At 72.2% G+C, this 22,758-nt stretch carries 18 protein-coding genes and 1 pseudogene; 9 read left to right on the forward strand and 10 right to left on the reverse strand.

The features are described from left to right. Positions 1 to 78 precede the first annotated feature (78 nt). Positions 79 to 780, reverse strand: a complete 702-nt coding sequence (locus tag ACIBAD_RS21675; protein WP_134074772.1) for an HAD family phosphatase — start codon at positions 778 to 780, stop codon at positions 79 to 81. 115 nt (positions 781 to 895) lie between these two features. Further along, the gene (gene metH / locus ACIBAD_RS21680; RefSeq protein ID WP_398908079.1) at positions 896 to 4,408 is read right to left on the reverse strand and encodes a methionine synthase; all 3,513 of its coding nucleotides are present in this window, start codon (positions 4,406 to 4,408) and stop codon (positions 896 to 898) included. A 252-nt stretch (positions 4,409 to 4,660) separates the two neighbouring features. Between metH and ACIBAD_RS21685 the strand changes: the two genes are divergently transcribed. The 5 genes from ACIBAD_RS21685 to ACIBAD_RS21705 all read left to right on the forward strand — a co-directional run bounded on the left by ACIBAD_RS21685 (position 4,661) and on the right by ACIBAD_RS21705 (position 10,890). Continuing rightward, positions 4,661 to 5,428 (forward strand): IclR family transcriptional regulator, encoded by a 768-nt coding sequence (locus ACIBAD_RS21685; RefSeq protein ID WP_134074774.1) that lies wholly within the window; start codon positions 4,661 to 4,663, stop codon positions 5,426 to 5,428. A 316-nt stretch (positions 5,429 to 5,744) separates the two neighbouring features. Then, positions 5,745 to 6,527 (forward strand): MIP/aquaporin family protein, encoded by a 783-nt coding sequence (locus ACIBAD_RS21690; RefSeq protein WP_134074775.1) that lies wholly within the window; start codon positions 5,745 to 5,747, stop codon positions 6,525 to 6,527. Positions 6,528 to 6,601: 74 nt separating this feature from the next. Then, positions 6,602 to 8,128 (forward strand): glycerol kinase GlpK, encoded by a 1,527-nt coding sequence (gene glpK, locus ACIBAD_RS21695; RefSeq protein WP_134074776.1) that lies wholly within the window; start codon positions 6,602 to 6,604, stop codon positions 8,126 to 8,128. A 37-nt stretch (positions 8,129 to 8,165) separates the two neighbouring features. Next, positions 8,166 to 9,773: a glycerol-3-phosphate dehydrogenase/oxidase gene (locus tag ACIBAD_RS21700; protein ID WP_134074777.1), complete on the forward strand. Its 1,608-nt coding sequence runs from the start codon at positions 8,166 to 8,168 to the stop codon at positions 9,771 to 9,773. A 127-nt stretch (positions 9,774 to 9,900) separates the two neighbouring features. Further along, on the forward strand, positions 9,901 to 10,890 hold the full coding sequence (locus ACIBAD_RS21705) for a PAC2 family protein (RefSeq protein ID WP_134074778.1): 990 nt from the start codon (positions 9,901 to 9,903) through the stop codon (positions 10,888 to 10,890). Between the two features lie 74 nt (positions 10,891 to 10,964). Here the strand turns inward: ACIBAD_RS21705 and mshC are convergent, their stop codons facing one another. From mshC to ACIBAD_RS21725, 4 genes and pseudogenes are all read right to left on the reverse strand, one after another. Then, positions 10,965 to 12,194, reverse strand: a complete 1,230-nt coding sequence (mshC, locus tag ACIBAD_RS21710) for a cysteine--1-D-myo-inosityl 2-amino-2-deoxy-alpha-D-glucopyranoside ligase (protein ID WP_134074779.1) — start codon at positions 12,192 to 12,194, stop codon at positions 10,965 to 10,967. 121 nt (positions 12,195 to 12,315) lie between these two features. Next, positions 12,316 to 13,090 (reverse strand): annotated as a pseudogene (locus tag ACIBAD_RS21715) (SCO1664 family protein). Beyond that, the gene (locus ACIBAD_RS21720) at positions 13,054 to 13,644 is read right to left on the reverse strand and encodes a DUF3090 domain-containing protein (protein ID WP_134074781.1); all 591 of its coding nucleotides are present in this window, start codon (positions 13,642 to 13,644) and stop codon (positions 13,054 to 13,056) included. The pseudogene ACIBAD_RS21715 and the gene ACIBAD_RS21720 overlap by 37 nt, the downstream one beginning before the upstream one ends. 62 nt (positions 13,645 to 13,706) lie before the next feature. Further along, positions 13,707 to 14,444 carry a histidine phosphatase family protein gene (locus ACIBAD_RS21725; protein WP_134074782.1) on the reverse strand — a complete coding sequence of 246 codons (738 nt, stop codon included), beginning with the start codon at positions 14,442 to 14,444 and terminating at the stop codon, positions 13,707 to 13,709. Positions 14,445 to 14,553: 109 nt separating this feature from the next. On the opposite strand from ACIBAD_RS21725, the gene ACIBAD_RS21730 reads away from it, so the two are divergent. After that, a complete protein-coding gene (locus ACIBAD_RS21730; RefSeq protein WP_134074783.1) occupies positions 14,554 to 15,546 on the forward strand; it encodes a magnesium and cobalt transport protein CorA in 993 nt (330 codons plus the stop codon). A gap of 40 nt (positions 15,547 to 15,586) precedes the next feature. Here the strand turns inward: ACIBAD_RS21730 and ACIBAD_RS21735 are convergent, their stop codons facing one another. Next, positions 15,587 to 16,375, reverse strand: coding sequence for a ferritin-like domain-containing protein (locus tag ACIBAD_RS21735; protein ID WP_134074784.1), 789 nt, complete (start codon positions 16,373 to 16,375; stop codon positions 15,587 to 15,589). A 187-nt stretch (positions 16,376 to 16,562) separates the two neighbouring features. Further along, positions 16,563 to 17,612, reverse strand: a complete 1,050-nt coding sequence (locus ACIBAD_RS21740) for an LLM class F420-dependent oxidoreductase (RefSeq protein ID WP_134074785.1) — start codon at positions 17,610 to 17,612, stop codon at positions 16,563 to 16,565. A 109-nt stretch (positions 17,613 to 17,721) separates the two neighbouring features. Between ACIBAD_RS21740 and ACIBAD_RS21745 the strand changes: the two genes are divergently transcribed. Further along, a complete protein-coding gene (locus ACIBAD_RS21745; RefSeq protein WP_134074786.1) occupies positions 17,722 to 18,714 on the forward strand; it encodes an aldo/keto reductase in 993 nt (330 codons plus the stop codon). After that, positions 18,711 to 20,921, forward strand: coding sequence for a helix-hairpin-helix domain-containing protein (locus ACIBAD_RS21750; RefSeq protein WP_134074787.1), 2,211 nt, complete (start codon positions 18,711 to 18,713; stop codon positions 20,919 to 20,921). Before ACIBAD_RS21745 ends, ACIBAD_RS21750 begins: the two co-directional genes overlap by 4 nt. 79 nt (positions 20,922 to 21,000) lie before the next feature. Here ACIBAD_RS21750 and ACIBAD_RS21755 read toward each other — a convergent pair whose 3' ends face one another. After that, positions 21,001 to 21,687 (reverse strand): hypothetical protein, encoded by a 687-nt coding sequence (locus ACIBAD_RS21755; protein WP_134074788.1) that lies wholly within the window; start codon positions 21,685 to 21,687, stop codon positions 21,001 to 21,003. A 47-nt stretch (positions 21,688 to 21,734) separates the two neighbouring features. Here ACIBAD_RS21755 and ACIBAD_RS21760 point away from each other — a divergent pair, with 47 nt between their 5' ends. Then, positions 21,735 to 21,923 carry a DUF5703 family protein gene (locus ACIBAD_RS21760; RefSeq protein WP_030163089.1) on the forward strand — a complete coding sequence of 63 codons (189 nt, stop codon included), beginning with the start codon at positions 21,735 to 21,737 and terminating at the stop codon, positions 21,921 to 21,923. 58 nt (positions 21,924 to 21,981) lie between these two features. Here the strand turns inward: ACIBAD_RS21760 and ACIBAD_RS21765 are convergent, their stop codons facing one another. After that, on the reverse strand, positions 21,982 to 22,755 hold the full coding sequence (locus ACIBAD_RS21765) for a chaplin family protein (protein WP_398908080.1): 774 nt from the start codon (positions 22,753 to 22,755) through the stop codon (positions 21,982 to 21,984). Positions 22,756 to 22,758: the final 3 nt, after the last annotated feature.

Raw genomic sequence — 22,758 nt, forward strand, 5'->3', positions numbered from 1 at the left:
CTCCAGGCCATGGAACGGAAGATCCTTCCGTGGGGCCTCGGTCACACCGCCATTCCGTTCGGCACTGAGCGTGTGCGATCAGTTCATCGGAGTGATGAGGGAGCGCAGGAACGGAAGGTCCACGTCCTCCAGCGAGCGGACGATCGTACGGCCGGGCGCGGGCGCGATCAGGCCGACGGAGGGCACGGCCACGACCCGGCAGCCGGCGGCCTCGGCGGAGGCGACGCCCGTCGCGGTGTCCTCGATGACCGCGCACCGCGAGGGGTGCGCGCCGAGGGTGCGGGCGGCGAGCAGGTACGGGTCGGGGTGCGGCTTCGTACGGGCCACCTCGTCGCCGGCCACGCTCAGCGCGAACCGCTCGGGGCCCAGGGCGCGCAGCACCCGGTCGATGACGCGGCGGTGCGAGGCGGAGACGAGGGCGGTGGGCACGTTGTGCCGGGCCAGCTCGGCCAGCAGCCGCTCGGCGCCGGGCATCAGCGGGACCTGATCGGCGATCCGCGCCTCGAAGCGCTCATTGAGCAGGACGCTCAGCTCCGAAAGGGTGACGGCGGCGCCGGTGGACTCGATGAGGAAGGCGGCGCTGCGGGTCATCGGCCCGCCGACGACGACGTGGCGCCAGGATTCGTCGAGCCGGTGGCCGAGCTCGCCGAAGACGTCCACCTCGATCTCCCACCAGAAACCCTCGGTGTCGACGAGGGTGCCGTCCATGTCCAGCAGCACCGCCTGCAGGGCATGCCCGTCGGCCGTACGGGCGACGGGCGCGGGAACGGTGCTGGTCATCCGGCACACACCTCTCTCAGGGGACGAGAAGGCCGGCCGCCTCTTCCCCATGGGCATTCCCCCGGGGAACAGGCGACCGGCCTGTATGGGACCGACAAGTGTACGTCGGTTCGCGTCAGCGTGCGTTGAAATACTTCGCTTCGGGGTGGTGGATGACGATCGCGTCGGTGGACTGCTCCGGGTGGAGCTGGAACTCCTCGGAGAGGTGGACGCCGATCCGCTCCGGCTGCAGGAGGTCGGCGATCTTGGCGCGGTCCTCCAGGTCGGGGCAGGCCCCGTAGCCCAGCGAGAAGCGGGCGCCGCGGTACTTCAGGTCGAACATGTCCTCCACCGCGGCCGGGTCCTCGCCGCCGAATCCGAGCTCGGCGCGGACGCGGGCGTGCCAGTACTCGGCCATGGCCTCGGCCAGCTGGACCGACAGGCCGTGCAGCTCCAGGTACTCGCGGTACGAGTCGGACTCGAACAGCTTGGCCGTGGCCTCGCCGATCTTCGAACCGACCGTGACCACCTGGAGGCCGACCACGTCGGTCTCGCCGGACTCCTCCGGGCGGAAGAAGTCGGCGAGGCACAGGCGCCGGCCGCGGCGCTGGCGCGGGAAGGTGAAGCGGGTCCGCTCGTTGCCGTCGTCGTCGAGGATGATCAGGTCCTCGCCCTTGGACACGCACGGGAAGTACCCGTAGACCACCGCGGCTTCGAGCAGGTTCTCGGTGTGCAGCTTGTCGAGGAGGCCGCGCAGCCGCGGCCGCCCTTCGGTCTCGACGAGCTCCTCGTACGTGGCCCCGCCGGCGCGGGCCTGCTTGAGGCCCCACTGGCCCTTGAACAGCGCGCCCTCGTCCAGCCAGGAGGCGTAGTCCTTCAGCGGGATGCCCTTGACCACGCGGGTGCCCCAGAACGGCGGGGTGGGGACGGGGTTGTCGACGGCCACGTCGGAGCGGCCGCCCTTCTCCTCCGGCTCGTCCGCCTGCGGGGCCGGTGCGTCCCGCTTGGCGACGCGGCGCTGCTTGAGTTGGGGCAGGGCGGCGCCGGGGACGCCGCGCTTGACGGCGATCAGGGCGTCCATCAGGCGCAGGCCCTCGAACGCGTCGCGGGCGTAGCGGACCTCGCCCTCGTAGATCTCGTGGAGGTCCTGTTCGACGTAGGCGCGGGTGAGGGCCGCGCCGCCGAGGATCACCGGGTAGTCGACCGCCAGCTTGCGCTGGTTGAGCTCCTCCAGGTTCTCCTTCATGATCACCGTCGACTTCACGAGCAGGCCGGACATGCCGATGACGTCGGCCTTGTGCTCCTGCGCGGCTTCGAGGATCGCGGAGACCGGCTGCTTGATGCCGATGTTCACGACGTTGTAGCCGTTGTTGGTGAGGATGATGTCGACGAGGTTCTTGCCGATGTCGTGGACGTCGCCGCGGACGGTGGCGAGCACGATGGTGCCCTTGCCCTCGTCGTCGGTCTTCTCCATGTGCGGTTCGAGGTGGGCGACCGCGGTCTTCATCACCTCGGCGGACTGGAGGACGAACGGCAGCTGCATCTGGCCGGAGCCGAAGAGCTCGCCGACGACCTTCATGCCCTCCAGGAGGGTGTCGTTGACGATGTCGAGGGCGGCGCGGTCCCGCAGGGCCTCGTCGAGGTCGGCCTCCAGGCCGTTCTTCTCGCCGTCGACGATGCGGCGCTGGAGCCGCTCGTCGAGCGGGAGCGCCATGAGCTCCTCGGCGCGGCCGGCCTTCAGGGACTTGGTGTTGACGCCCTCGAAGAGGGCCATCAGCTTCTGGAGCGGGTCGTAGTCCTCGGCGCGGCGGTCGTAGATCAGGTCGAGGGCGGTGTTGACCTGCTCCTCGTCGAAGCGGGCGATGGGCAGGATCTTGCTGGCGTGGACGATCGCCGAGTCCAGTCCCGCCTTGACGCACTCGTCGAGGAAGACCGAGTTCAGCAGCACGCGGGCGGCCGGGTTCAGGCCGAAGGAGATGTTGGACAGGCCGAGCGTGGTCTGGACGTCCGGGTGGCGGCGCTTGAGCTCGCGGATCGCCTCGATCGTGGCGATGCCGTCCTTGCGGGACTCCTCCTGGCCGGTGCAGATGGTGAAGGTCAGCGTGTCGATGAGGATGTCCGACTCGTCGATGCCCCAGTTGCCGGTCAGGTCGTCGATCAGGCGTTCGGCGATGGCGACCTTGTGCTCGACGGTGCGGGCCTGGCCCTCCTCGTCGATGGTCAGCGCGATCAGCGCGGCGCCGTGCTCGCGGGCCAGCCGGGTGACCTTGGCGAAGCGGGAGTCGGGGCCGTCGCCGTCCTCGTAGTTCACCGAGTTGATGACGGCGCGGCCGCCCAGCTTCTCCAGGCCGGCCTGGATCACGGGGACCTCGGTGGAGTCCAGGACGATCGGCAGCGTCGAGGCCGTGGCGAAGCGGCCGGCGAGCTCCTTCATGTCGGCGACGCCGTCGCGGCCCACGTAGTCCACGCAGAGGTCGAGCATGTGCGCGCCCTCGCGGATCTGGTCGCGGGCCATCTCGACGCAGTCGTCCCAGCGGGCGTCGAGCATGGCCTCGCGGAACTTCTTCGAGCCGTTCGCGTTCGTCCGCTCGCCGATCGCCATGTACGCGGTGTCCTGGCGGAACGGGACGGTCTGGTACAGCGAGGACGCGCCGGGCTCCGGGCGGGGCTCGCGGACGGCCGGGCTGAGCCCGCGGACGCGCTCGACGACCTGGCGCAGGTGCTCCGGCGTCGTACCGCAGCAGCCGCCGACGAGGGAGAGCCCGTACTCGCGGACGAAGGTCTCCTGGGCGTCGGCGAGCTCGGGGGCCGACAGCGGGTAGTGCGCGCCGTTCTTGCCGAGGACGGGCAGGCCGGCGTTGGGCATGCAGGAGAGCGGGATGCGCGCGTTGCGTGCCAGGTAGCGCAGGTGCTCGCTCATCTCGGCGGGGCCGGTGGCGCAGTTCAGGCCGATCATGTCGATGCCGAGGGGCTCCAGCGCGGTGAGCGCGGCGCCGATCTCGGAGCCGAGCAGCATGGTGCCGGTGGTCTCGACGGTGACGGAGCAGATCAGCGGGACGGAGACGCCGAGGGCCTCCATGGCGCGGCGGGCGCCGATGATGGAGGACTTGGTCTGCAGGAGGTCCTGGGTGGTCTCGACGAGGAGGGCGTCGGCCCCGCCGGAGATCAGGCCCTCGGCGTTGACCTGGTAGGCGTCGCGGATCGTCGCGTAGTCGATGTGGCCGAGGGTGGGCAGCTTGGTGCCGGGGCCCATGGAGCCGAGGACCCAGCGCTGCTGCCCGGTGGCGGCGGTGTACTCGTCGGCGGCCTCGCGGGCGATGCGGGCGCCGGACTCCGACAGCTCGAAATTGCGTTCGGGGATGTCGTACTCGGCGAGCGCCGCGAAGTTCGCGCCGAAGGTGTTGGTCTCGACGCAGTCCACGCCCACCGCGAAGTACGCGTCGTGGACGGAGCGCACGATGTCGGGGCGGGTGACGTTCAGCACCTCGTTGCAGCCTTCGAGCTGCTGGAAGTCCTCCATGGAGGGGTCCTGCGCCTGGAGCATCGTTCCCATGGCTCCGTCGGCGACGACCACGCGGGTGGCGAGCGCCTCTCGGAGGGCATCGGCCCGGGTCTGGGTGTCAGCGGGCGGGTTCGGCAACGAGGCCATGGCTGTGCTCCCTGGGATGCGACGGCTGTCGGCTTTGCACCCTCGCTGTGTCAAGGGTGCACGCGGTCAGGGTAACCGCGCGGCACCGGCCCCGGTGGTGCCGTCCCACGTGGCGGACTGCATTCTGTGCCCGGGGGTCTGCCAGGGGTCACCTGGTCGACGGAGGCCTGAACAGTTGCCCAACCATGCACAAGGTCGACATCGACCGATACTGTTCAGCATTGTCGAACTACGTCAGCAGGAGGCTGCGCGATGGCACGGAACATCCAGTCGCTCGAACGAGCCGCTGCGATGCTGCGACTCCTGGCGGGCGGGGAGCGCCGGCTGGGCCTCTCGGACGTGGCCAGCTCCCTGGGCCTGGCCAAGGGCACGGCCCACGGGATCCTGCGCACGCTGCAGGCCGAGGGCTTCGTGGAGCAGGACCCCGCCTCGGGCCGCTACCAGCTGGGCGCGGAGCTGCTGCGCCTGGGCAACAGCTATCTGGACGTCCACGAGCTGCGCGCCCGCGCGCTGGTCTGGACGGACGATCTGGCCCGGGCGAGCGGCGAGAGCGTGTACGTGGGCGTGCTCCACAAGAGCGGGGTGCTGATCATGCACCACGTGTTCCGCCCGGACGACAGCCGCCAAGTGCTGGAGGTCGGCGCCATGCAGCCGCTGCACTCCACGGCCCTGGGCAAGGTGCTCTCCGCGTACGACCCGGTCGCCCACACGGAGGCACTGGAGGCGGAGCGCGAGGCGTTCACGCCCCGGACGGTCACCGACGGCGCGGGCTTCGAGGAGATCCTCGACCTCACCCGGGCGCGCGGCTGGGCCGCGGACGTCGAGGAGACCTGGGACGGCGTCGCCTCGGTGGCGGCGCCGATCCACGACCGGCGCCGGATGCCGGTGGGCGCGGTGGCGGTCGCGGGGGCCGTCGAGCGGGTGTGCGGGGAGTCCGGGGAGCCCCGGGCGAGCCTCGTGGCGTCCGTGCGGGACTGTGCGCGTGCCGTTTCACGCGATCTCGGCGCAGGCCGGTTCTAGGTCCCTTCAGTACGTTTTCGGCCATCCCCTGGCCGCTTTCTGCCCTCTTTTAGCCATATTCCGGCCACCTGGTGGCCGGGTTTGGCTGATCGTACCTAGTGGTAACGATCCGACACTTTGGCCTGGCCAACCCTTGACGCGTTCTTCACCTGGGATGAAAACTGCCGTTCATCGGTCGGCATTGTCGAACACCTACCGGCAATACGCGTTAGGGTGTGGCAAGGCCACGGACCGGTGAACCACTCACCGAGTGCGCGGACCACCGGACGGGACCCGGTGTCCGCACACCCCTGGACGTAAGACAAAGGAGTCGCGGGTGTCCAGCTCCGACATCTTCATCGGCGAGACCATCGGTACCGCCCTGCTCACACTGCTCGGTGGTGGCGTCTGCGCCGCCGTGACGCTCAAGAGCTCCAAGGCCCGGAACGCAGGCTGGCTCGCGATCACGTTCGGCTGGGGTTTCGCCGTTCTCATCGCCGCCTACGTCTCCGCGCCGCTCTCCGGCGCGCACCTCAACCCGGCGGTCACCGTCGGCCTTGCGATCAAGAACGGCGACTGGAGCGACACACCGGTCTACCTCGCCGGCCAGCTCCTCGGCGCCATGATCGGCGCGGTTCTCATGTGGATCACGTACTACGGCCAGTTCCGAGTGCACCTCTCGGACCCCGAGCACATCCGTGACGCCAAGCTCGGCCCCGAGGACCCGCACCCGCACGACCAGGCCGGCCCGGTGCTCGGCGTCTTCTCCACCGGCCCCGAGATCCGCAACGTCGTCCAGAACCTCACGACCGAGGTCATCGGCACGTTCGTCCTCGTCCTCGCGATCCTGACCCAGGGCCTGCAGGACAACGGCAAGGGCCTCGGCGTCATCGGCGTCCTGATCACCTCCTTCGTGGTCGTCGGCATCGGCCTCTCGCTCGGCGGTCCGACCGGCTACGCCATCAACCCGGTCCGCGACCTCGGCCCGCGCATCGTCCACGCCCTGCTGCCGCTTCCCAACAAGGGCGGCTCCGACTGGGGATACTCCTGGATCCCGGTGGTCGGCCCGCTCGTCGGTGCCGCCCTCGCCGGTGGTCTGTACAACCTCGCGTTCGCCTGATCAGCCCCGGCACGAATCGCAAGATCCGCACCGCCACCTGATTCCGCCTACCTAGACCTGCCAGGAGCAGCCACATGACCAGCAGCACCGGCCCCTTCATCGCCGCCATCGACCAGGGCACCACCTCCTCCCGCTGCATCGTCTTCGACCGCGACGGCCGCATCGTCGCCGTCGACCAGAAGGAGCACGAGCAGATCTTCCCGAAGCCGGGCTGGGTCGAGCACGACGCCACCGAGATCTGGACGAACGTCCAGGAGGTCGTCGCCGGCGCCATCGCCAAGGCCGAGATCACCGCCGCCGACGTCAAGGCCGTCGGCATCACCAACCAGCGCGAGACCACCGTCCTGTGGGACAAGAACACCGGCCTGCCGGTGCACAACGCGCTGGTCTGGCAGGACACCCGCACCGACGCCCTGTGCAAGGAGCTCGGCCGCAACGTCGGCCAGGACCGCTTCCGCCGCGAGACCGGACTGCCGCTGGCGAGCTACTTCGCCGGTCCGAAGGCCCGCTGGCTGCTCGACAACGTGGAGGGCCTGCGGGAGCGCGCCGAAGCCGGTGACATCCTCTTCGGCACCATGGACTCCTGGGTCATCTGGAACCTCACCGGCGGTGCCGAGGGCGGTGTGCACGTCACCGACGTCACCAACGCCTCGCGCACCATGCTGATGAACCTGCACACCCTGGAGTGGGACGCCAAGATCGCGGAGTCCATGGAGGTCCCCCTCGACATCCTCCCCGAGATCAAGTCCTCCGCCGAGGTCTACGGCCACGTCAAGGACGGCGTCCTCGCCGGTGTCCCGGTCGCCTCGGCGCTCGGTGACCAGCAGGCCGCCCTCTTCGGCCAGACCTGCTTCGCCGAGGGCGAGGCCAAGTCCACGTACGGCACCGGCACGTTCATGCTGATGAACACCGGCGACAAGGTCATCAACTCCTACAGCGGCCTGCTGACCACGGTCGGCTACAAGATCGGCGACCAGAAGCCGGTCTACGCCCTGGAGGGCTCCATCGCCGTCACCGGCTCGCTCGTCCAGTGGATGCGCGACCAGATGGGCATGATCAAGACCGCGGCCGAGATCGAGACCCTCGCGCTCTCCGTCGAGGACAACGGCGGCGCCTACTTCGTACCGGCCTTCTCCGGCCTGTTCGCCCCGTACTGGCGCTCCGACGCCCGCGGTGTGATCGCCGGCCTCACCCGGTACGTCACCAAGGCGCACATCGCCCGTGCCGTCCTGGAGGCCACCGCCTGGCAGACCCGCGAGATCACCGACGCCATGACCAAGGACTCGGGCGTCGAGCTCACGGCCCTCAAGGTCGACGGCGGCATGACCTCCAACAACCTGCTGATGCAGACCCTCTCCGACTTCGTGGACGCCCCCGTGGTCCGTCCGATGGTCGCGGAGACCACCTGCCTCGGCGCCGCCTACGCCGCCGGCCTGGCCGTCGGCTTCTGGCCCGACACCGACGCCCTGCGCGCCAACTGGCGCCGCGCGGCGGAGTGGACCCCGCGGATGCCCGCCGAACAGCGGGACCGCGAGTACAAGAACTGGCTCAAGGCCGTCGAGCGGTCCATGGGCTGGATCGACGACGAAGACGCCAGCTGACGCACCAGCTGAGTCAATCGACGAGGAGCTAAGAGATATGAGCACCCTGCAGAGCGTCCCCACCCTGGGTACGCACCCGACCGCCGGCTCGAACGCGAGCCGCGCCGAGACCCGTGAGCAGCTGGCCAAGGCCACGTACGACCTGCTGGTCATCGGCGGTGGAATCCTGGGCACCTCGGTGGCCTGGCACGCCGCGCAGTCGGGTCTGCGGGTCGCCATGGTGGACGCCGGCGACTTCGCCGGCGCCACCTCCTCCGCCTCCTCCAAGCTCGTCCACGGCGGTCTGCGCTACCTGCAGACCGGCGCGGTCAAGCTGGTGGCCGAGAACCACCACGAGCGCCGGGTGCTGGCCAAGGACGTGGCCCCGCACCTGGTCAACCCGCTCACCTTCTACCTGCCGGTCTACAAGGGCGGACCGGTCGGTGCGGCCAAGCTGGGCGCGGGCGTCTTCGCCTACTCCGCCCTCTCGGCCTTCGGCGACGGCATGGGCAAGGTCATATCCCCGGCCCGTGCCGCCGCCGACAACCCGGGTCTGAAGACGGACAACCTCAAGGCCGTCGCGGTCTACTACGACCACCAGATGAACGACTCCCGCGTCGCCGTCATGACGGTCCGCGCGGCCGTCGAGTCGGGCGCCGTCGTCCTCAACCACGCCGAGGTCACCGGCCTGCGCATGACGCGCGGCCGGGTCAGCGGCGCCGAGCTCAAGGACCGCCTCGACGGCACCGAGTTCGGCGTCGACGCGCGCGTCGTGCTCAACGCCACCGGCCCGTGGGTGGACCACCTGCGGCGCATGGAAGACAAGCACTCGATGCCGTCGATCCGCCTCTCCAAGGGCGCGCACATCGTCATGAAGCGCAAGTCGCCGTGGAAGGCCGCCATGGCCACCCCGATCGACAAGTACCGCATCACCTTCGCCCTCCCGTGGGAGGACCAGCTGCTGCTCGGCACCACCGACGAGGTGTACGAGGGCGACCCGGCGGACGTGCGCGCCACCGAGGCCGACATCCAGCAGATCCTGGACGAGGCGGCCTTCTCGGTGAAGGACGCCGACCTGGACCGCTCGCTGATGACGTACGCCTTCGCCGGCCTGCGGGTGCTGCCGGGCGGCCCCGGCGGCGTCGAGAAGGCCAAGCGCGAGACCGTCGTCTCCGAGGGCGCCGGCGGCATGCTGTCGGTGGCCGGCGGCAAGTGGACCACGTACCGGCACATCGGCCGCGTGGTCATGGACAAGCTGGCCAAGCTGCCCGGCAGCCCGCTCACCGACGACATGGAGCCGGTGAAGTCGCTGGTGCGCCGGGTTCCGCTGCCCGGTGTCGCCAACCCGAACGCCGTCGCGCACCGCCTGCTCGTGGACCGCGAGCCCGGCACGCGGATGGACCCGCTCACCGCCCGCCACCTGGCCTCGCACTACGGCTCGCTGGCCTTCGACATCGCGCGTCTCGCGAACGAGGACCCGGCGCTGGCCGAGCGGATCCACCCGGACGGCCCGGAGATCTGGGCGCAGGTCGCCTACGCCCGTGACAACGAATGGGCCGAGACGGTCGACGACGTGCTGCGCCGCCGCACCACGGTGACGGTCCGCGGCCTGGACGACGACTCCGTGCGCGCGCGGGTCGAGGAGATGCTGAGCCGCAAGGCATAGCTCGTACGCAGGTGGGGAAGAGGGGCGGTTCCGAGGGGAACCGCCCCTCTGTCGTGGGCTGTGGCCGGTGTCCCCTCAAGGCTTAGGCTGGCCCACGTACACAAGGGAACTTCGGAAGGAGACCTGGGTGATCGAGCTTGAGGGCGTGCCCGAGCTGATCGACCCGGTCATGGTGGCCGCGTTCGAGGGCTGGAACGACGCGGGTGACGCGGCCTCCGGTGCGGTCGCGCACCTGGACCGGGAGTGGAAGGGCGAGGTCTTCGCGGCGCTGGACGCCGAGGACTACTACGACTTCCAGGTCAACCGGCCGACGGTGTGGCTGGACAACGGGGTACGGAAGATCACGTGGCCGACGACGAGGCTGTCGGTGGTGCGGATCGGCGGCGCGAAGCCGCGCGACCTCGTGCTCGTGCGGGGCATCGAACCGTCCATGCGGTGGCGGTCGTTCTGCAACGAGATCCTGGGCTTCGCGCACGAACTGGGCGTGGAGATGGTCGTGATCCTGGGCGCGCTGCTCGGGGACACCCCGCACACCCGGCCGGTGCCGGTCAGCGGGGTCACCTCGGACGCGGACCTGGCACGGACGATGGACCTGGAGGAGACCAAGTACGAGGGGCCGACGGGGATCGTGGGCATCCTCCAGGAGGCCTGCACCCATGCGGGCGTCCCGGCGGTCTCGCTGTGGGCGGCGGTCCCGCACTACGTCTCCCAGCCGCCGAACCCGAAGGCGACGCTGGCACTGCTGAACCGGCTGGAGGATCTGATCGACATCCGGATCCCGCTGGGTGAACTCCCCGAGGACGCGCGGGCGTGGCAGCTCGGCGTGGACCAACTGGCCGCCGAGGACAGCGAGGTGGCGGAGTACGTGCAGACGCTGGAGGAGGCGCGGGACACGGCGGACCTGCCGGAGGCCTCGGGCGACGCCATCGCGCGGGAGTTCGAGCGGTACCTGCGCCGCCGGGACCCCGCGGCCCCCTCGGCCGAGCCGGGCGACGGCTCGTACCTGCGCGACACGTCGAGCGGCCTGACCCGCCCGCCGAAGCGCAAGCCGGACCCGTCGGGCTCGGGCGAGGAGCCGCCGGCCCCGGACGAGGACGACACGCCTCCCGAGGCGTAGCCGGCCGGCCCGGAACGCGCCGATGCCCCCCGTCCGGAAGGACGGGGGGCATCGTGGGCTTCGGCCGCGGCGGGTTACAGGGCCACGCCGAGGAGGGCGTCGACCGTGCGCGAGACCAGGCCCGGCGCGGACTCGTCGTCCCCGTCGGAGGCGTTCTGGGCGTCCACCCAGCGGTCCACCGCCGCCAGCGCGGCAGGGGCGTCCAGGTCGTTCGCCAGGGCCTCGCGGACCTCCTCGACGAGGGCGTCCGCCGGCAGGCCGTCCGGGCGGGACACGGCCGCGCGCCAGCGCTCCAGGCGGGCCACCGCCTGCTCCAGGATCTCGTCCGTCCACTCCCAGTTCGCCCGGTAGTGGTGCGAGAGCAGCGCGAGGCGGATCGCCGCCGGGTCCACCCCGGCGCGCCGCAGCGCGGAGACGAAGACCAGGTTGCCCTTCGACTTCGACATCTTCTCGCCGTGCAGCGCGACCATGCCCGCGTGCACGTACGCCTTGGCCATCGGGAACTCGCCCGTCAGTACCTGCGCGTGCGAGGCGCCCATCTCGTGGTGGGGGAACGCCAGGTCGGAGCCGCCGCCCTGGATGTCGAAGCCCATGCCCAGGTGGTCCAGGGCGATGGCGACGCACTCGATGTGCCAGCCGGGCCGGCCGCGGCCGAGCGAGCCGCCGTCCCAGCTCGGCTCGCCCGGGCGGGCCGCCATCCACAGCATCGGGTCCAGCGGGTTCTTCTTCCCCGGGCGCTCCGGGTCGCCGCCGCGCTCCGCGGACAGCAGCCGCATCGCCTCGGCGTCGAGGTGGGAGACCTTGCCGAAGTTCGCGTCGGACTCCACCGAGAAGTAGACGTCGCCGTCCAGGTCGTACGCGGCGCCGGCGTCGCGCAGCCGCTCCACCAGCGGCACGATGCCCGGTATGGCCTCGACGGCGCCGATGTAGTGCTGCGGCGGCAGCATCCGCAGCGCGGTCATGTCCTCGCGGAAGAGGGCCGTCTCGCGCTCCGCGAGCTCGGTCCAGTCCTGGCCGTCGCGCAGCGCCCGCTCAAGGAGCGGATCGTCGACGTCCGTCACGTTCTGGACGTAGTGGACCTGCCGCTTGGTGTCGAGCCACACGCGCTGTACGAGGTCGAACGCGTTGTAGGTCGCCGCGTGACCGATGTGGGTCGCGTCGTACGGAGTGATGCCGCAGACGTAGATACGGGCGACGGGACCGGGGGCGAGGGTGATCGTCCCCTGGGTCGCGGTGTCGTGGATCTGGAGGTCGCGGCCCTTGCCAGGAAGGGCGGGGACCTCAGAAGCGGGCCAGGCATGCATGTGTCGAGCCTAACCGGACGCGTGTTCCGAAAACGAACCGGACCTGCACTGTTGGCTTGATCGGCGCTCTTGCGGTCTGGCTGGTTGTGTGCCTACCGGGGCTCGGGCCGGCCGGGCCTGTTCAGACCGGCGGCCAGGGGATGGCCGGCCACTGCCCGGACGGCTGCGGGTGCACTCCGGTGCGCAGCAGATCGGCCACGCGGGCCCGTACGGCGGCCAGCTCGACCGGGGTGATCAGTTCGGCCAGCCGGGTGGCGAGCGGCTGCCCGTCGGCCAGCCGGGCGGCCAGGGCGGTGAGCACCTCGCGCGCCTCGTCGGTCAGTGGTTCGCCGGCCCAGCCCCACAGCAGGGTCCGCAGCTTGTCCTCGCGGTGGAAGCTCACCCCGTGGTCGATGCCGTAGAGCCGCCCGTCGGGCGCGGGCAGCAGGTGGCCGCCCTTGCGGTCGCCGTTGTTGATCACGGCGTCGAGGACGGCGAGCCGGCGCAGCCGCGGGTCGTCGGCGTGCACGAGCAGCGCGGTGCGGCCCTCCCCGACGTCGGCGAGGGCGACCGGCTTCCACCCCTCCCCCACTGGGGTCGCCGGATTCGGCGGGTGCGGACTCGTCGTCGCCGGACGCCTCGGACGGGAACCTGGCGCAGCGCGAGGTCGCCGCCTACCTGGTCTCCGAGGCCACGGGATGGGGCCTGGTCGGGAAGTCCCACAGCGGGCGCTCGCCCTTGACCGGCTTGTACACGCAGTCGGCGCTCAGTTCCCCGTACTCCACCCTGCACAGCAGCACGGCGTTGGACGCCTCGCGGATCCGGCCGACGACCGTGAGCTCGCCCAGGGCGAGCAGCTCCTCAAGTTCCCCCGTGGCGCTCACGCCTGGCGCCGGTAGCCGTTCTGGCGCGGGCACACGTGCCCCTCCGGGTCGAGCGGCAGGCTGCACAGCGGGCACGGCGGCCGGCCCGCGTTGACCACGTCCAGGGCCCGCTTGGCGAAGGCCCGGGCCTGGGCGCCGGTGAGGCGGACCCGCAGCATCGGCGGGCCGTTCTCCTCGTCCTGGAGCAGCCGCTCCTCCGCCTCGGCGAGGTCCTCCTCCGAGTCTGCGTCGAGCTCCACCAGAGCCTGCGCCTCGACGATCATCCGCTGCTCCTCGCCGTCCCAGGCCAGGGCCATGGTGCCGACGCGGAACTCCTCGTCGACCGGGACGTCCAGCGGCGCGGTGTCCGCGCCCTCGGCGGGGGCTACGGCCGGGACCGGGGCATTGCCCCCGGTGCGCCGTACGACCTCGTCCAGCAGCTCGTCCATCCGCTCGGCCAACGCCGCGACCTGGGTCTTCTCCAAGGAGACACTGGTGACGCGGGGGCCGGATGAGGCCTGCAGGAAGAACGTACGGCGTCCCGGGAGGCCGACCGTGCCCGCCACGAAGCGGTCCGGCGGGTCGTAGAGGAACACCTGACGGGGCACGTCCAGTCTCCAAGTCTCGGTGGCGGGTTGTTTCGGCCCGTCCACCCTACTGCGCCGTTCGATCAGGCCGCGCCCGCGCCGCCTCCGACGACGGCGTTCCCTCCGGTCTCCGCCGCGCTCTCGAACGTGGCGGTGTCGGCGGCCGCGGAGTCCGGTGCGCGGGCCGGGCGCGGGGCGAGCGAGCCGAAGTCCCCCGTGTCGCCGAGCCGGAGCAGGAACGGCCGCGTCGGCGTGTAGCGGACGGCCGTGACCGAGCAGGGGTCCACGTGGATGCGCTGGAAGAGGTCGAGGTGCATGCCCAGGGCGTCCGCGACAAGGGACTTGATGATGTCCCCGTGCGAGCACATCAGGAAGACGGCGTCGCTGCCGTGCTCCTCCTCGATCCGCGCGTTCCACTCCCGTACGGCGTCCACGGCGCGCGCCTGCATGGCGCGCATCGACTCCCCGCCGGGGAAGGCGGCCGCCGAGGGGTGCTGCTGGACGATCTTCATCAGGGGTTCGTCGGAGAGCTCCGAGAGTTTGCGGTTCGACCAGTCCCCGTAGTGGCATTCGCCGATCCGGTCGTCGGTGTGCAGCTCCAGCTCCGGGCGCGCGGCGAGCAGCGGCGCGAGGGTCTCGCGGCAGCGCTGGAGGGGGCTGCTGACGGCCGCGGCGAGGGGCACCGCGGCGAGCCGCCCGGGCAGCGCCGCCGCCTGCTCGGCGCCGCGCTCGTCGAGGGCGACTCCCGGCGTCCACCCGGCGAGCAGTCCTGCGGTGTTGGCGGTGGACCGCCCGTGTCGTACGAGGATCAGCGTGGCCATGGCGCAAGCGTAAGGGGTGTCCGGCGGATCAGACCCGGACCCGGCCCTGGTCCGCCGGGCACCTCCTCAGCGGTGGTGGTGCGTGCGGGCCGCGTGCGGGCGGGGGAGAATGCCCTCCGTGATAGTCGACTGCGCCATGTACCGGGACGGCCGCCGCTCTCCTGCGCCCGAGGACCTCTCGGACGCCCTCGACGAGGCGCGGGCCAGTGGTGACGCCTTCCTCTGGGTCGGGATGTACGAGCCGACGGAGGAGGAGTTCGAGCACGTCAGCCGGGAGTTCCGACTGCACAGGCTGGCGGTGGAGGACGCGCTGACCGCGCACCAGCGCCCCAAGCTGGAGGTGTACGACGACTCGCTGTTCGTCGTCCTCAAGCCGGTCATGTACGACGACGACACCGACACGGTCACCACCGGCGAGCTGATGCTCTTCATTGGCGACTCCTTCGTGGTCACGGTCCGGCACGGCGAGGGGGCACCGCTGAGCGCGGTACGCCACCGGCTGGAGCACGATCCGGAGGTGCTTCGGCACGGGCCGACGGCGGTGCTGTACGCGGTGTCCGACGCGGTGGTCGACCACTACATCGAGGTCGCCGCCGAGCTCCAGGTCGATCTGGAGGAGGTGGAGGCCGACGTCTTCGCGCCGCAGGCGACGGACACCAAGAACACCGCCGCCCGGATCTACGCCTTCAAGCGGCAGGTGCTGGAGTTCCGCCGGGCGACGAGCCCGCTGCTCCAGCCGATGGACCGGCTGGCCTTCGGGGACGTGCCCTTCGTGCACGAGCACGCGCAGCCCTTCTTCCGTGACGTCGCCGACCACCTGACCAAGGCGAGCGAGTACATCGAGGGCCTGGACCGGCTGCTGTCGGACGCCCTGTCCGCGCACCTGGCGCAGATGGGGGTCCGGCAGAACGACGACATGCGCAAGATCTCGGCCTGGGCGGCGATGGCGGCCGTCCCGACGATGGTGGCGGGGATCTACGGCATGAACTTCGACCACATGTGGGAGCTGCGGCAGCCCTGGGGGTATCCGGTGGTGCTCCTGGTGATGGTGGCCACCTGCCTGGGCCTGCACCGCCTGTTCAAGACCCGCGGCTGGCTGTAGCCCGCCGCTCCCTGATCCGGCCTGATCGACAAGACACCCCCTACGCGTATTCGGGCGTGGTCACCGGTACGCCGCCCAGCGCGTCGCGCCGCTCCGGCGGGCGCAGGCTGATCATCCGGTGCCAGCCGGCGAACCGCTCGTACGCGTACATCCCGCGGATCCCGGCGGCCAGCGCGGCCGCCTTGGGCGCGGGCCAGTGCAGCAGTCGGCCCATGTGGCCCATCACGGCGAGGCTCACGTCCCGGTAGACGGAGATCTCGACGAGGGCGCTGTCGCGCAGCACCCGCTGGATGGTCCGGCCGTGGCCCTCGCGGACGAGGCGGAGCAGCTCCTCGTGGCAGTAGGCGAGGTGGTTGTCCTCGTCCTGGCTGATCATGCGGACGGCCTTGCCGACCTCGGGGTGGTCCCCGAACTGCCGGACGAGCATGACCATCTGGTCCGCCGCGCGCTGCTCGGTGACCCGGCTGTGCGCGAGGTAGACGACGATGTCCTCCTCGGTCAGCGGCTCGTCGCGGCGCAGCTTCTCGTGCGCGAGGCCGATCCCGCGCCGCTCCAGCAGCATGGTGTAGTCGGTTTCGGGCGGCACCGGGACGGGCGGCAGGCCGCGCTTGCGGAGCAGGGCGTTGAAGATCCGGCCGTGCTTGTCCTCGTCGGCGCCGTGCCGGGTGATCTTCGGTGCGAGCTCGCGCATGCCGTCGGGCACCAGGGCCGCGATCCGGGCGTTCTCCCAGCCGCCCTGGGACTCCCCGCTGGCGGCGATGGAGCAGAACAGCTGGAACGAGTCGTCGTGGTCGACGATCTCCTGGAACAGGCTGCGGGCAGAGAGCATGCATCGAGTCAACGGCCGATCCGGGGGCCCGGCAACCGAGGGGTGGCGCCGCTCGCCCGAATGAACGACGTCTCGGAGTGGGGGCGCGGGCGTAACCCGGAGGGTGCCGCCCGCGTTGTGCCTGTGTCGGCCGTGGCGGGGAAGACCCCCGAGCCCCCACCACGGCCGCAGAGCAGGCGGGGAACGGTCATGCCAGGCCGGCGCGCTCCATGGCCTCCGTGCCGGCCCGCAGGGCGGTGATCCGCTCGTCCAGGGTGAAACCGGCCGGGGCGAGCGTGAGGGTGGTGACCCCGGCCTCGGCGTAGGCCCGCATCCCGTCCGCGATCCGCTCGACGGAGCCGAGCAGGGTGGTCGAGTCGATCAGCGAGTGCGGGACGGCCGCGGCCGCCGCCGCCTTGTCGCCCGCCAGGTACTTGTCCTGGATCTCGGCGGCTTCCTTCTCGTAGCCCATGCGCTGGGCGAGCTGGTTGTAGAAGTTCTGCTTGCGGCTGCCCATGCCGCCCACGTACAGGGCCGTGTACGGGCGGAACATGTCGGCGAGGGCGGTCACGTCCTCGCCGACGGCCAGCGGGACCGTCGGGCAGACGTCGAAGCCCTCCATGGTCAGTCCGGCCTTCTCCCGGCCGGCCCGGATGTGGGTGAGCGCGGTGGCCTCCAGGTGCTCGGCGGCCGGGAAGATGAGCAGGGCGCCGTCGGCGATCTCGCCGGTCTGCTCCAGGTTCTTGGGCCCGATGGCGGCGATGTAGAGCGGGATGTGCTCGCGCTCCGGATGCACGGTGAGCTTGATCGGCTTGCCGGGGCCGCCGGGCAGCGGGAGGGTCCAGTGCTCGCCCTCGTAGCTGAGGCGCTCGCGGCTCATCGCCTTGCGGACGATCTCCACGTACTCGCGGGTGCGGGCGAGCGGCTTGTCGAACTTGACCCCGTACCAGCCCTCGGAGACCTGGGGCCCGGAGACGCCGAGGCCGAGCCGGAAGCGGCCCTTGGTGAGGGAGTCGAGGGTGGCGGCCGTCATGGCGGTCATCGCGGGCTGGCGGGCCGGGATCTGGAGGATCGCGGAGCCGACGTCGATGCGCTCGGTCTGGGCGGCGACCCACGCGAGTACGGTCGGGGCGTCGGAGCCGTAGGCCTCGGCGGCCCAGCAGACGTCGTAGCCGAGGCGGTCCGCCTCCTGGGCCACGGCGAGGTTGTCGGCGTCCATGCCAGCGCCCCAGTAGCCGAGATTGATGCCGAGCCGCATGTGTCGTCCCCTTACGGTGATGCCGGTTTACCGATCAGTAACGTACGTCTGCGGGGGACTGTAGCGCGCCAGGGCTCCCTGCGTCAGTGCCCCAGTAGTCTCAGCGGTCATGGAGCAGAGGCATCTCGGCCGCACCGGACTGCGCGTGTCCCGGATCGGCCTCGGCACCCTGACCTGGGGCCGTTCCGCGGAGGGCCCGGACGAGTCGGGGGCCGCCGAGCAGTTGAAGACGTTCTGGGAGGCGGGCGGGACGCTCGTCGACACCGCCGACGTGTACGGGGGCGGTGAGGCGGAGTACCTGCTGGGGCAGTTGATCGACGGGCTGGTCCCGCGCCGGGACCTGGTGATCGCGACGAAGTCGGGCTCGGTCCGGGCCGCCGACCGGCGGGTCGACGGCTCGCGCGGCCACCTCCTCGCCGCGCTGGACGATTCGCTGGCCCGCCTCGGAACGGACCACGTCGACCTGTGGCAGGTCCACGCGTTCGACCCGGCGACCCCGCTGGAGGAGACCCTCCAGGCCCTGGACCTGGCGGTGAGCAGTGGGCGGGCCCGGTACGCGGGGTTGGTGGGCTTCTCCGGCTGGCAGCTGGCGAAGGCGGCGACGTGGCAGCTGGCCGCGCCGGGGGTGCGGACGCGTCTGGCGTCGGCGCAGCTGGAGTACTCGCTGCTCCAGCGGGGCGTGGAGCGCGAGGTCCTGCCGGCGGCGCTGGACCTGGGCGTCGGGCTGCTCCCCTCCTCTCCGCTGGGGCGGGGGGTGCTGACGGGGAAGTACCGCGAGCACGTCCCGGCGGACTCGCGGGGCGCCTCGCCGACGATGGCGGGCTTCGTGGAGCCGTACCTGGACGAGACGGCGGGCGGCATCGTGGACGCGGTGGCGACGGCGGCCCAGGGGCTGGCGGTGACCCCGCTCCAGGTGGCCCTGGCCTGGATCCGGGACCGGCCGGGGGTGGTCGCGCCGATCGTGGGCGCGCGGACGTCCGCGCAGCTCAGCGAGGCGTTGTCGGTGGAGCCCCTTACTCTTCCGGAGGAGATCTGCCGGGCGCTGGACGATGTGTCGGCGCCCGTGCACCGCTACCCCGACCACGACTGGAGCACGCTGTGAGCACGGACCGCCAAGCCGCGCAAGCCGCTTCCGCGGCCTCCCCGCCCACCCCCGACACGACCCCGGCGCAGCCACAGCCGCAGCCGCCCACGGACGCCGGAGCGGCGGAGCCGGAGGCCGCCGGAGGCGCGGTCCCCTCCGGCGAAGCCGCCGAAGCGGAAGCGGCGGAAGCGGAAGCGGCGGAGCCCCGGTCGGCCGACGGGGCCGCTCCCGGCTCCATCGCAGCCGAGGGCGGCGAAGCCGCGGGGGGCGCGACCGGCGCCGGCGAGGGTGCGCAGCCGGCGCTCAGTGAGGCCGCCGCCGAGCTGGCCGCGCAGAAGGTGGAGCGGGAGCGGATCGCCCGCCGGAAGGCGGAGCGGCAGGGGCCCGTCGACGCCGGAGCCAAGCTCAGTGGGAAGGCCGCCGACCTGCTGGCCGCAGTACGGGCCGTGGAGAGCGGGGAGAAGCCCTCCCCGGTGTACTTCGACGAGGCCCCCACCGCCCCCCGCAGGGCCCCGGAGGCGCCGGCGGCCCCGCGACCCGTGCGGCCCGCCGCCCCGGCCCCCACCGCCGCCGGCATCGACGGCGTGCGCGCCGTGCTCGCCCGCGGCGGCGCCCCCGAGGCGCTGGCCGTCCAAGCCGCCACCGCCCTCGGCGAGGACGCCGCCGAGCAGCTCGCCCACGACCCCTGGCGGCTCCTCGCCGTCGCCGGCGTCCGCCCCACCCAGGCCGACGGCTTCGCCCGGGCCCTCCTCGGCCCCGGCGCCGGCCCCGGCGACGAGCGGCGTGCCGCCGCCCTCGTGGGCTGGCTGCTGGAGCAGGCCGCGCTCAAGGGGCACACCGCCCTGGAGGCCCCCGCCCTCGAAGCCGCGCTGGCCCAGTACGGCGTCCCGGAGCCCGCGGAGTGCCTGGAACAGGCCATCGGCGAGGGCACCGTCCTGGTGTTCCAGGAGCCGCTCGGCCCGCCCGCCGTCGAAGGGGAGGAGCAGCCCGTCCGCGTACTCGTCGGCCTGGAGGGCTACGCGCTGGCCGAGGAGAGCCTGGCCGACGGCCTGGCCCGGCTGGCCAACACCTTCGACGACCCGGCGGACTGGGAGAAGGCCGCGACCGGCCCCGGCGCCGAGCTGGTCCGCGCCGTCTCCGGCCACGGCCTGGTCACCCACACCGGCGGCGAGGCCGCCCGCGCCGAACCGCAGGCCCTGCTGGAGGCCGCCCGCGACCAGGGCCTGCGCGTATGCCTGGCCGCGCACGCCCCGGCGCCCGGCGCCGTCACCGTCGCGGACCTGCTCTCCGGCGCCGCCGGGCCCGGCCGGGACGCCGACGGGCAGTTCGCGGTGGACCTGCTGGTGGTCCTCGACGCCCCGCAGCTGGACGTGGAGACCGCCGCCGCACTCGTCGAGTCCGTCCCCGACGGGGCCCGCCTGGTGCTCTCCGGGGACCCCGGGGTGCTCGGATCCGCCGGGCCCGGCCGGGTGTTCGGCGATGTCCTGGCGGCCCGCGCCTGCCCGCAGCTGGTCTCCCGCACCCCCGACCCGGGCCCGATCGGCGAACTCGTCTCGGGCATCGGCATCGGCGAGCTGAACCAGGTCGACGCCCCCGGCAAGGAGGTCGTCATCGTCCCGGTGCGCGACGCCGGGGAGGCCGTCCACCGCGCCGTGCAGCTGGTGGCCGAGTCCGTACCGCGGGCCTTCGGGATTCCGGCGGACGCGGTCCAGGTCATCACCCCCGGCCATGGCGGCTCGGCGGGTACGCGGGCGCTGAACGCGGCCCTCAAGGAGCGGCTGAACCCCGGCCCCGGCCGGTTCGGCGGCTTCGACCCCGGCGACCGCGTCGTGCACGTGCCCTCGCCCGGGCGGGCCGTACCGGCCCGGGTCGTGTCGGCCGACGCGCAGGGCCTGCACCTGGACGCCGCCGGCGCGCGGATCGTCGTACCGAAGGAACAGGTCGAGTCGCAGGTGCGGCACGGCTGGGCGGTGACGGCGCACCAGGCCGTCGGCGCGCGCTGGCCGGCCGCGGTCGTCGTCCTGCCCGGAGACGCGGCACAGGCCCTTTCCCGGGACTGGGTGTACACGGCGTTCGGCCGGGCGGAGCGCCACCTGTCCGTGGTGCACGGCGTCGACCAGGCACTGCCGCGCGCCGTCGCCGAGGTGCTGCCGAAGCCGCGTACGACCCGGCTGACCGGCCTGCTGCGGGCCCTCGTGGCGGCGGCGCAGGAGCAGCCGGAGTGACGCCGGAGTGAACCGCGCGACACCGCGGCCCCCGTCCCTTCGGGTACGGGGGCCGCGGTGTCGTGTGCGCGGACCGGGATCAGGCCGGGGTCAGGCCGGGCCGGGCCGCCTGGCCGCCCGCGGCCGCGCCTTCCTCGTCCTCGTCCTCGTCCTCATCGAAATCGTCGGCCTCCTCGTCGAAGACGGAGCTGACGTCGAAGCGGTGCAGTACGTCCTGCGGATCGGTGTGCCCGAAGGGCGAGCCCAGCCACTCCCCCGGTTCCGCCACCTCCTCCGAGGCCGCGATCCAGAGCGTGGAGTCCCCCTCCTCCAGGCCGAACTCCTTGTAGCGGGAAGCGATCTCGTCGGGCTCGTACTCCCCGAAGAGCACGCCCAGCGCACCCGCGGTGCCGCCGTCGAAGGCGAGCTCGGCCTCCCGGTCGTGCGCGGCGACGCGCTCGGCCTGGGCGATCAGCCGCGGCGGTTCCACGACGGCGTAGTCACGGCGGATGAGCACGCTGAAGGCTGCGGGCTCGGCCGGCCCGGTGTACGGGACGCCGTCCTCGGGCGTGGGGATCTCGAACGGGGTGACCTCGTCGTAGCGGTCGTAAAGGAGTTCGTCGTACTCCTCAGCGGCGGCGGCGAGTTCGTTGAAGGCGGTGTAGACGGCCGGGTCCTCGTCCCCGATCCTGCTCTCGACCGCGGCGAGGTGGCGGTCGAGCGCGGCCTTGACCGCCTCGGCGGCGGCGCGTACCTCGGCAACACTGGGCAGAGCGGCATCAGACATAGTGCAGACGCTATCCGTAGCAGGGCTCTGCCCGCACAATAGATGCGATGCCGGAATACGAATTTGTCGACGTGTACGTGCCGCGCGGTGTGCCCCGCAAGGAGGCGACCCGCCTGCTCACCGACCATGCCGAGTACGGGAACTGGGAACTCGACCGCCTCACCCTGCTCCGGGACGGCAGTCGCCGGGTACGGCTGCGCCGGAGGATCATCCGTCAGGTCCGCGCCACCTGGTGAGACGGGACGGGTGGCGCGGGCCCCGGTCCGGGGCCCGCGCCGTGACGGCCGCGGCCCGTCAGGCCGCGCTGCGGGCGCGCCGGTAGAGCACGGCGCCGGCCAGCAGCGTGCCGGCGGCGAGCGGAAGCCCCACGCCGAGGACGTCTCCCGCGCCGGTGGCGGCGAGCCCGGCCTGCTGGGCCGGAGCGATCCCCTGGCCGGGGTGGGTGACGGGAGTGACTCCGCCCGTACCGGGCCCGGTGGGCCCACCGGGAAGCCCGGGAACGGCTGGAGTCACGGGCGTGCCCGGCTGGCCGGGATTGCCGGGCGTACCCGGAGTGCCGGGGTGACCGGGCGTGCCGGGGTGGCCGGGCGTGCCGGGGTGGCCGGGCTGACCGGGCGTACCCGGAGTGCCGGGGTGGCCGGGGTGGCCGGGCGTACCCGGAGTGCCGGGGTGGCCCGGGGTGCCGGGGTGGCCCGGGTGGTCCGGTTCGTCGTCGCACGGCTCGTCCGGCTCCTCGGGCTCGCCCGGGTGGCCGGGGTTGCCCGGGTGGCCCGGAGTGCCCGGGTGCCCCGGGTGACCGGGGTGGCCCGGCGTGGCCGAGTCGTTGGAACACCGGTTCCCGAAGGCCGGGTTGAGCAGCCCCACCACCGAGACGGTGTTGCCGCAGACGTTCACCGGAGCGTCCACGGGTACGTGGTCGGAGTTCCCGGACGCCACGCCCGGAGAGTTCACGGCATGGCCGGAGGTACCGGAGTCCGCGTGTGCGTAACCCCCACCCAGCGCGAGCACACCCCCCGCCGCCGCCATGGTGATCAGGGTCTTCCTGGTGACCGCTGCCTGTCGTCGCATGTG

This window comes from Streptomyces sp. NPDC051109, assembly GCF_044455885.1.
In the GTDB taxonomy this organism is placed as follows: Bacteria; Actinomycetota; Actinomycetes; order Streptomycetales; family Streptomycetaceae; genus Streptomyces.

What these genes read in the sequence shown, in the direction of transcription:
- mshC (WP_134074779.1), bottom strand. Translation starts at nt 12,194, where the DNA reads ATGCATGCCTGGCCCGCTTCTGAGGTCCCCGCCCTTCCTGGCAAGGGC.
- ACIBAD_RS21765 (WP_398908080.1), bottom strand. Translation starts at nt 22,755, where the DNA reads ATGCGACGACAGGCAGCGGTCACCAGGAAGACCCTGATCACCATGGCG.
- ACIBAD_RS21685 (WP_134074774.1), top strand. Translation starts at nt 4,661, where the DNA reads ATGGCACGGAACATCCAGTCGCTCGAACGAGCCGCTGCGATGCTGCGA.
- ACIBAD_RS21735 (WP_134074784.1), bottom strand. Translation starts at nt 16,375, where the DNA reads ATGCTCTCTGCCCGCAGCCTGTTCCAGGAGATCGTCGACCACGACGAC.
- ACIBAD_RS21725 (WP_134074782.1), bottom strand. Translation starts at nt 14,444, where the DNA reads ATGGCCACGCTGATCCTCGTACGACACGGGCGGTCCACCGCCAACACC.
- ACIBAD_RS21675 (WP_134074772.1), bottom strand. Translation starts at nt 780, where the DNA reads ATGACCAGCACCGTTCCCGCGCCCGTCGCCCGTACGGCCGACGGGCAT.
- ACIBAD_RS21700 (WP_134074777.1), top strand. Translation starts at nt 8,166, where the DNA reads ATGAGCACCCTGCAGAGCGTCCCCACCCTGGGTACGCACCCGACCGCC.
- ACIBAD_RS21760 (WP_030163089.1), top strand. Translation starts at nt 21,735, where the DNA reads ATGCCGGAATACGAATTTGTCGACGTGTACGTGCCGCGCGGTGTGCCC.
- ACIBAD_RS21745 (WP_134074786.1), top strand. Translation starts at nt 17,722, where the DNA reads ATGGAGCAGAGGCATCTCGGCCGCACCGGACTGCGCGTGTCCCGGATC.
- metH (WP_398908079.1), bottom strand. Translation starts at nt 4,408, where the DNA reads ATGGCCTCGTTGCCGAACCCGCCCGCTGACACCCAGACCCGGGCCGAT.
- ACIBAD_RS21730 (WP_134074783.1), top strand. Translation starts at nt 14,554, where the DNA reads ATGCCCTCCGTGATAGTCGACTGCGCCATGTACCGGGACGGCCGCCGC.
- ACIBAD_RS21755 (WP_134074788.1), bottom strand. Translation starts at nt 21,687, where the DNA reads ATGTCTGATGCCGCTCTGCCCAGTGTTGCCGAGGTACGCGCCGCCGCC.
- glpK (WP_134074776.1), top strand. Translation starts at nt 6,602, where the DNA reads ATGACCAGCAGCACCGGCCCCTTCATCGCCGCCATCGACCAGGGCACC.
- ACIBAD_RS21740 (WP_134074785.1), bottom strand. Translation starts at nt 17,612, where the DNA reads ATGCGGCTCGGCATCAATCTCGGCTACTGGGGCGCTGGCATGGACGCC.